We start from the raw sequence: 15,338 nt of genomic DNA, 5'->3' as shown, positions 1-15,338 counted from the left end.
TTTATTGTTCCAATGTATAAATTCTCAATCCTGAGTCGTCATGGATTTGAACCTTTAATGGCGCGCCTTCTCCCAAATCAGCATATTTAAAGAGATCCGTGGTATCATGAACCTTTTTCTCATTCAGGTTGATAATCAAATCGCCGTTTCGGAAACCGGCCTCATAGAGACTGGAGTTCTCGGGCGCTTTCACCACCAGAACGCCGGTAATCTCTCCGATCCCGACATTCGACATCTCAATTTCAGTGGCCATGTTCCGGATGGTTCCCCCAAAAAACTTGTGCACCTTTTTGTTCCGTTTGATTTTGTATTTAGGTAACGGGGTTCCTCCTGAAAGCTGCGGAAAGGTCCGTTTGGGCAGCAACTGTATCAGCCGGGGGCTGGTGACGCCGAAGTCATTCATCGGGAAGTTTTTGAATCCCAGCTTCAGGGCAGGAGAATCGTCTTTTACGCGATAGTCGCCTTCCGCTGGATTCACGAACATCGGATCTGCAACGATAGAATTCACATTCACGCCCGGTTCTCGTACTTTACTGTAAGCTCGAGCAGTCTCGCCGTCATAGAAAAAGCAGTTGTAATCGATCTGTTTGCTCTCCCGCAAATGGGTTCGCTCTGTCACCGTCATAAACATGGGTGCATTGAGATTCACGACAATGTTTCTTCTCCAGACATCTTCATTCTGATCGAACGAGATGTTCTTGGTCGGCACGCTGCGCCCGACACAAATCATCACATTGTTTTCAACCGTCCGGTAAAATCCTTCCCTGACTTTGATCCCGCAGCCGATCGTCAGATTGTTATAAATTCTGAAATTGGTTGAACCGTCATCCAGATCAATGCCATGGGAATGGCGGGCATCCAGAGGATGGGACACCCGATTATGACGAATGATGTTTGTTTCCATCGCATCGATCAGGCAGTTCTCTTTTGCATGGGGATTTTTATCATGTCCGCCGGAGTGATCCGCCCAGATCCAGTAGCGGTCTTTACCCCAGGAGTTAAAGGGGCCGTGATCGGCTGTTTCCCGCACGGTGTCGTAAAGATCGTTGTATTCAAACACATTGCCGGACCAGGAACAGTCATTCATGCAGATGGCCGCCCGGGGAAGCTTGTGCACGGTGTTATGGCTGATGGTGTTGTTTCGAGTCATCGAAAGCAACACGGCAGCGGACTGCTTTTCATATTCCCCGCTCACCGTCACCAGGTTTCCTTTGACCAGACACTCGGCCGGATAGTTTTCTGTTTTCGGTCCCGGGGTAAGATCTTCCGGCTGCTTAAACCAACCCTCCGGCTTTTCCCAGCGCTTCCGCACAAAGTTTCCATCCCGCAGTGTTTCGTCGAGTTCCTTGAAAAACTGATCCCCCCGCATGGTTTCTTCTGCTCCGCAGAGCGCAACGCCATTCGCGCCGATATTCTGCATCAGGCAGTCGATTACGGAGACACGACGGTTGTAGCCATTGATAAAGACCGCATTCCCGCCCAACTCAATGAACGAGCAGTTTTCAACGGTACAATCCTCTGCGCCCTCGAAGGTGATTGCTCCTCCCCGATGGACCACAAAATCGCCGCCATTGGGCAGATGATCGAGCGTCCATTTCCAGGTCGGCGCGGCACCCGAAATCGTAAATCCGTTGAATGTGATAAATTGTACCGGCGCGACCTGACCGCCTTCGAACCGGATCAAGTGGGGATTTCCAATCGCTTCAACCCGTGCCGTATTCGGATCACACCCGTCTTCCGGCTGCCAATAAAGAAGGTTCGCTTGGGTGTCGTGAAACCACTCTTTGCTGTCATCCAGCTCTTCAAAAACATTTTCGGCAAAACGCTTTTCTTGATTCAAACGTGCATCATCCCCGCGAGTCGTGGTATCGATGCTGACCATGTATTCATACAGTTCACCTTGCTCATCTCGTTTCAGGATTGCGTGTCCGCTTCCCCAGCTGGATTTTTGCATTGCATGGATATATGCCGTTTCCGGGTTCTTCCAACTTTTCATCCGCTCATCTGTTGCTCCCGAACCGCAATAATAAAGGGACTCCGGATCGTAGTTCGGATAACGGGCCATTATCTGCCGGTGCCGGTTGACGAAAAGCTGCTCAATTTTTATCCCTTCAGGAACTGTGGCTTTATATATTTTTCCGGCGTGCTTTTCCCATTTTAATGTCAGGGGTTTTCCCCCGACCAAGCGAACGGTTTCTCCGTCCATTGCTTTCCAGAAAACCGGAGCCTTCTGGGTGCCCGAATCCGTTGCCGTAAAAACCAGAGGCGTATCGAGATAGTAGTCGCCACCTGCAACCAAAATACTGATGGGCTGATTGCGGGGCAGCTCGCGGGCCAGATCGCGGGCGCGATAAAGCGTCTTTACCGGCTCTTCGACTGTACCGGGGTTGCTGTCATTTCCTTCTGTAGAAACAACCAGTTGCCGGGTATCGGCAAGTGCACCTGCTCCCAGTGCCAGCGATACGAGAAATCCAAATACAATACCCTGCTTACGTTTCATCCATTTTCCCTTTGTTTACATTTACTAAAATATCACACGAACCTGCAACATCGGGCTATCTGCCCATCTCTTCTGCCGTATTCAGTTTCTTATTTGTTTTCAAAATAGCCAGCGTATAGGAGTCGTCCGACTTCTTAATCTTCTTAAACTCCGCCAGTTTTCCCTCGAGCCTCTTGCGCGCGTCCGCGTGCTCCGGATTGGTTGCGTGCTTTTCACTGTAACGGGTCTCATTGCTCGAAACGGGGATGTCATACAACCGCCCGTCCTGATGCAGCCGGAAGCGTTTGTCGCGGACAAAATACCGATCCCCTTCCCATGCCATGTATACGTACTCCCGATCCGTTCCGGGCTGGTCCAAAAAGGTATGTGAAAGATCCATCCCATCCACCTCATGATCCACCGTGTGCCCCGTCAATCCGGCGAGCGTTGGATAAACATCCGTAAGGGTCATGAACGAATCACGCGTACCAACCGGAATGGTACCCGGCCACGTGGCGATCATTGGAATTCGGTAACCGGATTCAATCAGGGCCAGCTTGCCACCTTTAATGGCCAAATCCCCGATGTGACTGGTAATGGCATTCGGCGTTCCGTTGTCCGCCGTGAAAATGACCAGCGTGTTTTCGGCGAGCCCCAGCTCATCGAGCTTGTCAAGAACCCGCCCCACGAGCCTATCCATATAGGAGACCATTAACGCATAATGTTTCTCATCCGCGGACGCGCTCTCTGGGAAAAAGTGTTTGATCTGATCGTCGATCATCGGCGGCGCAATGAACGGCTTATGCACCAATGTCATGGGATAATAGGCCAGAAACGGACGATCCCTGTTTTCTTCGATAAAGGTAAGGATGCTGTCGCAATACAGATCGGGTCCGTACACCGACTTATCCAGGACGGTAAACGTGCCGTTTTCCCAAATCGGCGGGCCATACCCGTAGGATTCCTCGCGGATGTATCCTCCATACATATAGTACGTATCAAACCCATTCGCGGCAGGATGGTCCGGAAAATCTTCAAAATCCCCCAGATGCCACTTTCCCGCGATACCCGTTTCATACCCGTTCTGCTGAAAGAAATGACCAAAGGTTTTCACATGAGCAGGCAGCCCCGTGCCCGCCCCCGTTTTCAAACGTTCCAGAAAGCCTGTGCGGTTGAGATACTGTCCGGTCATAATCATCGCCCGGCTCGGCGAACAGGAAGGGGTGCCATAGGCATTCTCGAAACGCGCGCCCCGACGGGCCATCCGATCCAGATTCGGCGTCGAAAAAACCGTGCTGCCGTAGCAACCCACCGACTCGGCACCCAGATCATCGGCCATAATCAACACAATGTTTGGGTTCGACCCTTCGGCAATACTCAGGACAGGCGGGCTCACCACAGGTGGTTGCGATGCACAAACCCGGGAAGTTGCCAGCAACGAAGTGGCAACAAAGAAAACGCTATACAATAGACCCTGCTTCAACACATTCACGATAACCACGCTTATTTCCTTGGGCCGCGCCCCCCTTGTATACCGGATTTTTTCAAATTCTCTTTCCGGACCTTTTTATGTTCGCCAAACGGAATGATCGAATAGGAATCGTCGATCTGCTGAATCGTCTTATTCTTTTCCAGCTCCTCGCGGAGTCGTTGATACGCCTCAGGATATTCATCAATACTGCAGCTTTTCTCACTATACCGCTCGGCGGTACTCGTGATGGGGATATCATAAAACCGACCATCTTCATGCAGGCGGAACCGTTTATCACGCACCATGTATTGCCCCCCCTCCCAGGCCAAATAGACATACTCGCGATCCACTCCCTGCGTATTAAAAAAGTTGTGGGACAAATCCATGCCACTCACGTCAAACGTCATCGGCGCACCCGTCAGGCCTGCGAGCGAAGGCAGGAGGTCGGCGTGGGTAAAGAAAGCCTCCCGTTGACCAACCGGAATCTTTCCAGGCCAGCGGGCGATATAGGGCACGCGGTAGCCCGACTCAATCAGACTCAGCTTACCGCCCGCGACCCGCAGATCGCCTAAATGGCTGGTGATTGCATGGGGCGTACCGTTATCCCCGGTGAAAATCACCAACGTATTGTCCGATAAATTCAGCTCGTCCAGTTTGTCCAGAATACGACCCACCAGATGATCCGCATACGAGAGCATCAACCCAAATGTCTGATCCACAGCGGGCGCATCATCCAGCAGAAAATGTTTAATCTTCCCGTCCAGCAGCTTCGGCTTATGAAACGGTTTGTGCACCAGCGTCATCGGCAAATAAGCGAGGAACGGCTGTTCTTTGTTTCGTTCAATGAAATCCACAATAAAGTCGCAGTACATATCCGGACCATAGGCCCCCTTGTAAACCGTCACTTCGCCATTTTCCCAAATCCCGGGGTTCACATAGCTGTTATACGCGAAAAATTCATAGTGTTTAGCAAACATGCGATAGTCGTCAAAGCCATGCGCCGCCGGGTGGTCCGGATAGAAATCAAAGTCGCCCAGATGCCACTTACCGGCAATGCCCGTTCGGTAACCATGGTTCTTTAATAAGTCCGCAAAGGTTGGAAGATGCGCGGGTAAGCAGTTGGACGTCCCGGTCCCCAGGCGCTCCTTAATACCACTGCGGTTTGTATAGAGCCCCGAGAGAATCATCGCCCGGCTCGGCGAACAGGACGGCGTGCCGTATGCATTCTCAAAACGGGCCCCGCCAGCTGCCAGACGATCAATGTTCGGGGTTGAATAACCGGTATTTCCGTAACAACCGAGCGTCTCCGCCCCCAAATCGTCCAGCATGATAATGACAACGTTCGGCCTGTCAGCGGCCTGCAAGCCTCCGGCCAGCAGACATGCCATCAACCCGATCAAAACTCTTTTTCTGTTCTCTTTAAACCACATCCCCATCCCCCTTCGAAAAATTCCACAGTATCCAAGCATGCCCCGTAAAAACGGAACTCCCCTTCGCCATTCAAACTGCGAGCAACAGAAGACTTGGCGGTACTATTCAGTTACTCCGCCTGCCCCACAAAATTGCCCGCTTATAATCGACAAAAAAATACCCGCTACCCCAAGGCACGCCTGCAACTGGACAGAAATTTTACACCTTACAGTGAAACGGGAAGAGCCGAGTTACCGCACTCTCATTTCTTTTTTCCTTTTTTGGAGCTGCTCTTCTTTGACTTCGATTTTTTGGACTTCTCCGGATTGGATGGCGGATTCTGATAGAGGTCGAGCAATCTTTCCGGAATCTCCAGACTGAGGGCTTCGTCGAACGTGATTTCCGGGCGGAAGAATTCATGACCTTGGAAAGAGAGATCTTTCAGTCCCCAATAGGATGGATAGAACTGCCCAAAGGTGTCGATCCAGTTCACGACGGATATCCACTCCCGCTGACTTAACGAGATTCCCTTATGCGCCTTAACCAACCGGTCAATCCGCTCCTGTGAAATGGCTCGCGGCACAATGTCTCCGCCGCTAAGGGCAATCACCAGCGGAGCCGTATGGACCCCGGAAAAATAGGGTTTCTTGTAGCTGATGCTGCGATCCTCCGGAATCCGATTCACACACAGACGGCCATCCACCATCTCCCCGATAGCTTTAACATGGTTGGGCTTATACAGTTCACTCGCGCTACGTCGCTCTCCAACATGCGGAACGCCAGCCTGATCGTAATCCCCCATCAGATTTTCATACGAAGCGGTAAACAATTTGGTGGGTCTCGAGGTCAGATCCAGTCCGGCCGACGGCTTGGATTCTCCGTGACAGCGGATGCAGTGCGCATCCAGAACCGGTTGCACCTGCCTCATGAAATCGATCACCTTTTGCGCCGATTCCTCCCCGGCCTGGGCCTGGGGTATTGAGGGGGCGCGACGCAATGCCAAGGGCGAGGCGAAGCCGCTGACAGACGCAGGAGTCACATCCGGGGTTTCATGGCATCCCAAACAGCTGCGCGTCTCGCCCGGAATATAGTTGATGTAGGAGCGCTCCGTTTGCACCATCAGATAATTTTCGTCGAGCGCCTGGAAATAGATATTGCGTCCTGCAGGAACCTCAAAAAAGGCGGATCCGTCTTCTTCGACCGGAACCACTCCATACTGCGCTTTCAACCCCATCGAGTTCATCCCGAGGGCGCTATGTCCATAGGCGCCGTTGTTTCCCCAAGGGGCATACGCCGACCACGGACGGGGAACCTGTTCGAGAACGCGCAGATATTTGATGGTTCCGCGCTCCACGCCATCCAATCCGATGTACACATCCGTCACCATGCAATGCGCTTTCCCCGCCGCCGCCAGCGCCTCATCCATCGGCGAGCCTAGGACGGGCGGCTTTTCACGCGGCACCAGCGCCATGGGATGCCAACAGGAAATATCTTTCGTCTGATAAAGCGGCGAACTCGCTCCCTCCCCGTCCAACAGACAGAGATCATAGGCATTGGGATGACACCATACGTAGCCCTTCGGCTTCTGAGCCACCATGAACAGCTCTTCTGAAATCGGATAAGGATCTTTGAACAAGCGTCCGGGACGTCCCGTCCGCTCATCATGCACCCACTGGCCATCGACCAAAAAACTAAATCCATTATGCAAGGGGACGTCGACATCCTTGGTCACAAAACTGAGCGGCTGCTCGGTTCGAATGCCTTTGCCGGGATCGATTTTGATCACCGTTCCCACTGCATTGTTGGGACAGCAATGGGAACAGGCCAGCGCCACAAACTGATCCGTTTCGGGAATGGGACGGCCATAAATAATGCCGCTCACCCGATCCACCATATTGCCATACACCTCCACCGAACCGGAGCCGTCCGGGCGCATGGCCCACAGGCATTTCGCAGTAGACTGCGTTTTGTCGTTGTACTCCCAGCGATGATAGAGAATCCGCCCGTCCGGGAGCATCACGGGAGCGGCTTCACTAACGACGCTATTACTCAACTTGCGGATATTGGAGCCGTCGCCATCCATCCGGTGCAGCACCGTGGTGGTAAAATTATCCGGACTGTCGCACAGAATGCCGTACTGGCATCGGGTGGAAACAAAAACAATGCCGCCATCCGGCAAATAGCATGGATGCAAATCATCAAACCGACTGTGACTTTTTGTTGAATATTTTGAAGAGAGCCCCGCCTCTTCGTCGCCGCCGAAGGTCAGCTGGCGCAGGCCGGATCCGTCCACGTTGATCTCGTAGATCTTGTATCCGGCCTCTTTGCTCTTTTTATAGTCGAAAACTATTTTCTTCGCGTCAAAGGAGACATCAAACCGATAAAACACCCCGCCGTTCAATTCGGGGGCCACCTCGCGCACATTGCCGGTTTCCAGATTCAGCACGCAGAGGTTGCCGCCCGGCAGCCATTTGCTATTGAGGTATTCCGTATAATAGTGGTTCGACTCAAAAGTATGCCGCTTGATGAATACCACCTCGCGAATGCCCTGGTCGAGCAGTCTCTTCGCGGCCTCCGGGTTGAAGGCATCAACCAAAGGTGCGCTGCCGGGATCGGGCACAGGTGACTTGTCATACTTTGCCCCAAAAACTGTTCCGGACATGGATGCAACCAGGACGATCCATACAGATCGTTGAACCCTCTGTTTTTTATTCAGCGTTTTCATTTTTTCTTTCTCTTCTTTCCCTGGCTCTTCTCAAATTTCACCTTTTTCTTCAGGGCATATCCATCGGCGATCTCGATGGCGCGGGCGCGCTCTTCAGGGCCGTACTCCCAGAATTCGTTGATGACCTGATTGCAGGCAAACTTTGGATCATCTTCACCGAGTTCAGCGCGTCGGGCTTTCAGTTGCGTCTTCAGATCGGCAATCACCGACGCGTATTCCGGGTTGTCGTAGACGTTGTTGTCTTCGGCGGGGTCGAGCTTCAGATCGTAAAGTTCCCAGGCCGGGGGCGAATCCGGCTGGCTTTGATCGCTTCGGCAACCGTAGAACTGGATCAGCTTATAGCGTTTGGTGCGGATCCCGATATTCCCCGGAATCCTCAAATCAGACATGTGCATCCAGAAATGATAATACGCCGACTGCTTCCAACCTTCGGGTTCGTTCCCCGTTTCCAAAATGGATTTGAAGCTCTTGCCTTGCATGTAGTCCGGCGTTTCAACTCCGGCGAAATCCAGCATGGTCGGGGCATAGTCAATGTTTTCAACGATTGCATCGGACCGCCCGACCTTTACACCGCCGGGATAGCGAACGATGAACGGCATGCGCATCGACTCCTCGTAGGGCCAGCGTTTATCGACATAATCATGCTCGCCGAGGTAGAAGCCTTGATCGCCCGTATACATGATCACGGTATTCTCATAGAGACCTTCCGCCTTCAGGTACTCGATCACCCGTTTCAGGTTGTCATCGACCCCCTTCACGCAACGCAGATATGATTTCAGATAGGCTTGGTAGCCATCACTCAAGATGTCGGCATCGCTCTGCGTCTGGTCGAACCCATTGGCCCACTCGTAACGACTGTTCGGTTTGACGTTGTTAAAAAACTTATTGCGGCGGCCCACCGAGCCCCCAATCACCTTGATCAGTTCCCCGTTATTGCCGCGCGTGGCAATGGAGCCGTGATTTTTTCGATCCCGCATGTTCTCCGGCTCGGGAATCGTCACGTCAGCGAGATAGTTCTCATAGCGCGGCGCATACAGGAACTTGGAATGGGGTGCCTTATATTGCAACGCGAAAAAGAACGGTTTGGTCTTGTCGCGTTTCTTTTCAAACCAATCCAAGGCCGACTCGGTTATACAATCGGTCGAGTGCCCGGACATCTGCACCTTACCGCCTTCAGAATCCGGAACCTCAAACGTCGGATCAAAATAATCCCCCTGCTTAATCAGGGTCTTGTAATAGTCAAAGGCCTCCGGGCGGCTCTTTAAATGCCATTTGCCGACCACAGCCGTCTGATACCCCGCCTTTTTCATTTCAATCGCCAGATACTGACGATCCGGAGGCAGGTCGAGCCCTAGGACAATGCATCCATTCACGGCATTGCCCTGCCCGGTCATAATCGAGGAACGGCTCGGCGTGCAAATCGCATTCTGGCAAAACGCGTTCTCCATCACCATGCCCTCCGTCGCCAGCGCATCGATGGTTGGAGTCGGGTTGAGAGAAGCCAGCCGACCGCCATACGCGCCAATCGCCTGCGAAGTATGATCGTCGGACATCACAAATAGGATATTGGGCCTATCAGCAGCCAAGGCCGACAGGGCTGAATACAGAAAAGCCAAACAAGGTGCCCATAATCTATTCATCATCATTAGCGTCTCCCTCTCAAAACCGACACCCCCCCAACGGGCTGGCAAATTATTTTAACTGACCTGTAATCTTTCTATTCAGATGTGTTGCCTGATCATCTGATTTCTCAATCAAATTCATATCCTTGAAATCCGAGCGACGCATCCAGTACTTCTCCGCTAAGAAAGGGTGCGTGTGCCTCTTCTGCATAGCGCATCACCTTTTCCATAATCTCAGGGTGCTTTTCTGAAAGGTTGTTATGCTCCTGGATATCGTCGTTGAGGTTATACAGCTCATATTGATCTGCCCCCTTTGGCTTCACGGCCTTCCACTCGTTTATGCGAACCGCTGACATTTTCTTACGAGGATCTTCCCAATAGAGGTAGCGATGGTCTTGCTGTCCCTTCTTTCCGAGCAAAGTCGGCAAAAAGGAAATCCCATCCGAACGTTCAGGGGTCGGGATACCCACCAAATCAGCCAACGTAGGCATGACATCCGGGAAGTATCCTAAATGGTCGGATGTCGAACCGGCTTTAATCTTTCCGGGCCACCTTGCGAGAAATGGGATTCTCAGGCCGCCTTCGTAGAACTCACCTTTATTGCCTCGAAATTCGACTCCTGTCCTGGGATCTTTGTTCGGGGCGAAAAACCCATGGGGATACTTCTCGGTGGGAAAATAGTATGCCCCGCCATTGTCGCCGCAGAGGAAGACGATGGTGTTGTCGTCGATTTCAAGCTCCCGAAGCAGGTTCAGGATTTCCCCGATCTCCCGATCTATCATTTCCATCATGGCGGCATACATCCGGGCATCGGTATCCTTTTTCGCCATGCCCGCATCCCATTTCTTATCCTTGTATTTGATCCATGCGGGATCATCCTGCGGCATCATCCAATGACCGTGCGGCGGCGTGAATGGCAGGTAGGCAAAAAACGGGCGATCCTTGTTCTCGCGAATGAATTTAAGAGATTCCTGATATATCAGTTCATGGGAGAATGTCTCGCCGGAATGGTAGTCTCCTGTATTTCCTTTGAGCGGAATCTTTTCACTGTTTCGGATCAGGTATCGTGGATAAAAGGTGTGTGCATGTTTCTGGTTGTAATACCCGTAAAACACATCAAAGCCGTGTTTTTCCGGCACGCCGGTCGTCCCGACATCACCACAGCCCCATTTCCCGAAACCACCGGTTGCATAACCGGCATCCTGCAATATTTTCGCGATGGTGATATCCTCCGGTCGAAGGATATAGCCCCCATTGCTACGGATACTGCAATGTCCGGTATGCTGGCCGGTCATCAACGACCCGCGGGTCGGCGCGCAGACGCTCGCTCCCGCCATAAGCTGAGTAAATCGCATTCCCTCGTCAGCAAACCGGTCGATATTCGGCGTGTCAAAAATAGGATGCCCCATACCGGACGATTCGTAATAGCCCCACTCGTCGAGCATGATATAGATGATATTGGGCTGACTCGCGGTCTTGCCGAATGCCGCAACACTCAGGCCGAGCATAAGGATTAATAGTACCGGGGTTTTTAGTTTTCTCATTGATTCAACCTATTCTCTTTGCATTGTCCGAAATGGATGTCGTTGGGATGCAGCTTGCGGAAGCGGATGTTCTTAATGTCCACAGCCTCTATTGCCTCATTCCGTCTCTGCTGAGCTTTCGGCGTCAGTCCCACGTCAAATCCTGTAAGTTTGAAAGCGTAAGCATGATCTTCCGGAAGGTTGTCCGGAACGTGAATCACCAAGGCCTTGTCTTTTACTTCAAACGTCAGGTTCTGCTTCGGGCTCAACAATTCCACTTGGCCTCCGCTGGCATCATTAACCTGAAGAATGGCCGGCTCAACCGTTCCTGACGGAGTTCCCATCACCGTGACATAGAGCTCTTCCCCGTCTTTGCTGCCGGTGTAGCGAATATCCTTCTCGGTATACGCCATAAACTTTTTCAGATGGCTGCCGCCCTGCTTCATTTTTGCCGGGCCTTCGCCGTATTCCAGCCATGGGCGGGTGGAATAGATGGCTTCTCCGTTGCGCTTCAGCCAATCGCCGATGGTCAGCAGAATCTGCCGTTGATCGTCCGGAATAATGCCATCGGATCGGGGCGATACGTTAAGCAGCAAGTGACCGTTCTTGGAGACGGTATCGATAAAGTCGTTCAATACCACTTTGACCGGTTTCAGATAGAAGTCGCTGTCCAGATAACTCCAGCTGCGGGTCGAGATGGTGTCATCGCTGAGCCATGGATAAGCCGTCAGCTCTGCAGTGCGGCCCTTTTCAAAATCCATGACAGAAACTTCCTGCGGATACTCCAGCTTCTTGGTGGTCACCATGACCTCTTTACCCCACTCATGCGCCTGATTGAAATAGCAGGCCAGAAAGTTGAGGTGATGCGGTTCGGGAACATCGGATACGCGACCATCGAACCAGATCATGTCCGGTTGATATTTATAAATTACTTCGCCGATTTTGGCCTGATAAATTTTGTTAAACTGGTATTCAGGAATGTTCATATACATGAACTGCAGCACCGGATCATCGGACGTAGTCGGCCAGCCCTCTACCCGGGGAAACCAACTTTGAGTCCGCTCATGATGGAAAGTCGTAACGAATTTCAGTCCTTCGCCTTTGATCGCTTTTTCCAGTTCTCCCACGAGATCCCGTCCCGGACCGGCGTCCATTGCATTCCACGGCGTCAGTTCCGAGTCCCACATGGCATAGCCATCATGATGTTCGCACAACGGGCCGGCCCAGCGGGCGCCTGCCGCCACAAACAGCTTCGCCCAATCTTCAGGATCAAACTTTGTGGGCTTAAACATCGGAGCAAACTCATGGTAGCCGAACTCATCCGGTTCCCCCCAGGTCTCACGATGATGATCATAAAAGCTGAGCCGGTCTTCGCCGGGCTTCAGATGCATCCATCGGGCATACCATTCACTTCCATACGCTGGAACCGTGAAAAGACCCCAGGTAAAATAGATGCCGATTTTTCCATCCAAAAACCATTCCGGCTCCGCATTCTGCTTCTTCAGACTGACCCAATTCGGGCGGCAGGGACCTAGCGTCGCATCCTCGTTCATTCGATCGATCATTGCATCGATGTTTTCCTTACATTGCTCAATGGTTGGTGTTTCAGCCATAGCGGTTGCTGCCGTTACACAAACCAAAACAATCATTGAGCATGCATTTATTTTCATCATCTCCGCCTTCTATTCTGCGTCATTTACAATTAGTTGAAGAACACACATCCCGATGCAGAATCATATTTATTGAAAGTTCAGCTTTTGAGTTGCCATTTCCTGCTTTCGCCAGATTTCGGCGGTCCATTCCTTCTTGGAAGGATCTGACTTGATGATCTTAAAAAAGTGATTTGCGTTCCGGATCGTTTGGCCTTCCACCTTTAAGATCAGGTCGTTTTTGACCAATCCCGAATCTTTGTAGGGAGAATCTTTTTGGATACTCTTCACATGGGCGCCCCGTTTTTTATGAAATCCTACCGACGACAGATCGCCTTCATTGTTCATGTTTTTGAAGACAATGCCTTTCCATATCCATTTTTTTTCTTCCTGAGCCGTTCCAAGATTAACTTCCGGAATCACAGGAGTTTTCACAATCGATTTCAGTCTCGCATCCAAAACACCGAATTGATCCATCGGGAAATTCTTAAACCCAACCTTCAGCGCGGGAGAGTTTTCTTTCACAGAAAAGTCGCCTTTCGCGGGATTCACAAAGAGAGGATTTCCCTGCAAGGAATGGGTATCCTGCCCGCTGAAAAGCTGCAACGTGGTTGCTGGCCCTTCCGATTCCAGATCATACAGAAAGTTATAATCGGCTTTGCAACCTGACTCCGCGAGCTGGTCGGATTGATATTGGGTGGTTACAATATTCCGCTCATAAATATCGGTCGTGTTGTTGGGGAAAAAAATGTTTGCCCGGAAGTTATTGTTAATCGTCACATTGTTGTACACCCGCCTGCGGTATCCCTCTCTTATTTTTATACCGCCGCTCAGGCACAGGTTGTTATAGATATCGTAATTGCCCGAACCATCATCCAGGTCAATATCCCACCCGTGGTCGCAGCGCATGCGGTTGTTCCGCAGCGTCACGGTTTTGACGGCATCCCAAAACGGCATATCCGGATATTGGTCCACCCACTCTCCGGTCAGGCGTTCCGATGGATTCCAGAAACGGTCACGGCCCCAGGAATTGAACGCACCATGATCCCGGCTTTCATTGACGGTATTAAAGACATCGTTGAACTCGATGAGGTGGCCGCCCCATGTTCCATCACAGATATTGATTCCGGCACGGGGCAGATCATAAATCGAATTGTGGCTCACCGTGATATCCATCGACATGGAAATATTCACGCCGGCGGATTGTTTTTCAATGAGCCCCGTCCGTTCAATGATATTGCCGAGAACGGTGCAGTCGGCCGGATAGTCGTTCGACTTGGGCCCTTTTTCCAGATCCATTCCATCCAAGTCCTGCGTTGTGTGATACTCAATCAGTGGAGATCGGACGGCATCCATATTTCCAACGAAGCAGACCCCGTTGGCCCCGACATCCTGGATGTGCGAGTGCTCAATCGTAATGTTTCGATTGTAATTATTGATAAAGAACGCGTTCCCTCCGACAAAACTCACATCGGTTCTGCTGAAGGTAATGTTTTCTCCGCCATTGATAAAAACGGCCCCGCCTCTATAGATGGCCCAGTCGCTCCGCAGCAGCAGGTCTTTGGTATCCATGAAGGTCCGCAGCGCGTGCCTGAATTCAAGGTTTTCAAACCGAAGGTTTCTCGCGGGGTTCTGTTCGGTTCCTTTGATTTCGATGATGTGCTTCAGCACCGGAACTTCAACCAAAGCATTCGCCAAGTCTAGACCAGCCGCCGGGTAGTAGAAAAGGGTCTGGGTCTTCCGGTCGATAAACCATTCATTAACCGCGTCCAGCTCTTCTCGTACACCCTCGATGAACTGCGTTTTTTTGTTCATTCCTTCCAGGCGGTTGTGCTGCCATCCGCCTTCCAATGCCAATTCACTCGCAGAACTCTTCCCGGTGACCTGATAGTGAAAACTCCCCCATCCTTTAGCGTGCAAACAATGAAGATACGCCCCTGCCGGATTTTCCCATGTTTTTATTTTCTCGGTAGAACTCACCACGGGGGCAGCCCCGTTAAAGTATTGAGCAGAGGCGTCAAAATTTGGATAGCGCGCCAGCACCTGCAGTTGACCATTCACATAAAGCTGATCGATCTCCAGGCCGGCGGGAACGGTTGCGGAGTAAAGCCCGTCGGCCTGTTTTTTCCATGTCAGGCTTAATGCTCGCCCCCCGCTAAGGATTACTTTTTCTCCCTCAGCCGCTTTGATCGTCAAGGCATGTTGCGCAGTCCCGGAATTTGCTTCATCAAAAACCAGCGTGGAATCCAGATAATATGTCCCGCCGGACAGGAGGATTTCAACAGGCCCTTTTTGAATCAACCCGTTGGCTTCTGCCAGAGCGGCCTTTAGTTTATCAGCACTGTTTCCAGAAGCGTCAAGACGGATGGTTTGAGCCGAGGGTTGACCATAAGCTATCGTAACGGCAACGGTGGCCAATAGGCCCAGATAATATTTTTTCATCCATATCATAGTTTCAG

General features: G+C 51.6%; 8 protein-coding genes. All 8 read right to left on the bottom strand.

Going from position 1 to position 15,338, the window contains the following annotated elements:
* Position 1 precedes the first annotated feature (1 nt).
* The 8 genes from SCARR_RS01725 to SCARR_RS01690 all read right to left on the bottom strand — a co-directional run bounded on the left by SCARR_RS01725 (position 2) and on the right by SCARR_RS01690 (position 15,330).
* Positions 2 to 2,500, bottom strand: coding sequence for a hypothetical protein (locus tag SCARR_RS01725; protein WP_136059803.1), 2,499 nt, complete (start codon positions 2,498 to 2,500; stop codon positions 2 to 4).
* 55 nt (positions 2,501 to 2,555) lie between these two features.
* Positions 2,556 to 3,980 carry a sulfatase-like hydrolase/transferase gene (locus SCARR_RS01720; protein ID WP_136059802.1) on the bottom strand — a complete coding sequence of 475 codons (1,425 nt, stop codon included), beginning with the start codon at positions 3,978 to 3,980 and terminating at the stop codon, positions 2,556 to 2,558.
* A gap of 2 nt (positions 3,981 to 3,982) precedes the next feature.
* The gene (locus tag SCARR_RS01715; RefSeq protein ID WP_168432893.1) at positions 3,983 to 5,380 is read right to left on the bottom strand and encodes a sulfatase-like hydrolase/transferase; all 1,398 of its coding nucleotides are present in this window, start codon (positions 5,378 to 5,380) and stop codon (positions 3,983 to 3,985) included.
* Positions 5,381 to 5,622: 242 nt separating this feature from the next.
* Positions 5,623 to 8,085: an HzsA-related protein gene (locus tag SCARR_RS01710; protein WP_136059800.1), complete on the bottom strand. Its 2,463-nt coding sequence runs from the start codon at positions 8,083 to 8,085 to the stop codon at positions 5,623 to 5,625.
* Positions 8,082 to 9,731: a sulfatase family protein gene (locus tag SCARR_RS01705; protein WP_222846133.1), complete on the bottom strand. Its 1,650-nt coding sequence runs from the start codon at positions 9,729 to 9,731 to the stop codon at positions 8,082 to 8,084. The genes SCARR_RS01710 and SCARR_RS01705 overlap by 4 nt, the downstream gene beginning before the upstream one ends.
* A gap of 104 nt (positions 9,732 to 9,835) precedes the next feature.
* The gene (locus tag SCARR_RS01700; RefSeq protein WP_222846132.1) at positions 9,836 to 11,251 is read right to left on the bottom strand and encodes an arylsulfatase; all 1,416 of its coding nucleotides are present in this window, start codon (positions 11,249 to 11,251) and stop codon (positions 9,836 to 9,838) included.
* A complete protein-coding gene (locus SCARR_RS01695; protein WP_136059799.1) occupies positions 11,248 to 12,903 on the bottom strand; it encodes an alpha-L-fucosidase in 1,656 nt (551 codons plus the stop codon). Before SCARR_RS01695 ends, SCARR_RS01700 begins: the two co-directional genes overlap by 4 nt.
* A gap of 66 nt (positions 12,904 to 12,969) precedes the next feature.
* Positions 12,970 to 15,330, bottom strand: a complete 2,361-nt coding sequence (locus SCARR_RS01690) for a PDZ domain-containing protein (protein WP_136059798.1) — start codon at positions 15,328 to 15,330, stop codon at positions 12,970 to 12,972.
* Between the last annotated feature and the right edge of the window lie 8 nt (positions 15,331 to 15,338).

This window comes from Pontiella sulfatireligans, assembly GCF_900890705.1.
Classification (GTDB): domain Bacteria; phylum Verrucomicrobiota; class Kiritimatiellia; order Kiritimatiellales; family Pontiellaceae; genus Pontiella; species Pontiella sulfatireligans.
Note: the sequence above shows the minus strand (reverse complement) of the source record. Positions and strands in the feature narration are given on the sequence as shown.

Excerpts from the sequence above, each read along its gene's own strand:
- SCARR_RS01700 (WP_222846132.1), bottom strand. The coding sequence starts at position 11,251 with ATGAGAAAACTAAAAACCCCGGTACTATTAATCCTTATGCTCGGCCTG.
- SCARR_RS01715 (WP_168432893.1), bottom strand. The coding sequence starts at position 5,380 with ATGTGGTTTAAAGAGAACAGAAAAAGAGTTTTGATCGGGTTGATGGCA.
- SCARR_RS01690 (WP_136059798.1), bottom strand. The coding sequence starts at position 15,330 with ATGATATGGATGAAAAAATATTATCTGGGCCTATTGGCCACCGTTGCC.
- SCARR_RS01705 (WP_222846133.1), bottom strand. The coding sequence starts at position 9,731 with ATGATGATGAATAGATTATGGGCACCTTGTTTGGCTTTTCTGTATTCA.
- SCARR_RS01725 (WP_136059803.1), bottom strand. The coding sequence starts at position 2,500 with ATGAAACGTAAGCAGGGTATTGTATTTGGATTTCTCGTATCGCTGGCA.
- SCARR_RS01695 (WP_136059799.1), bottom strand. The coding sequence starts at position 12,903 with ATGATGAAAATAAATGCATGCTCAATGATTGTTTTGGTTTGTGTAACG.
- SCARR_RS01710 (WP_136059800.1), bottom strand. The coding sequence starts at position 8,085 with ATGAAAACGCTGAATAAAAAACAGAGGGTTCAACGATCTGTATGGATC.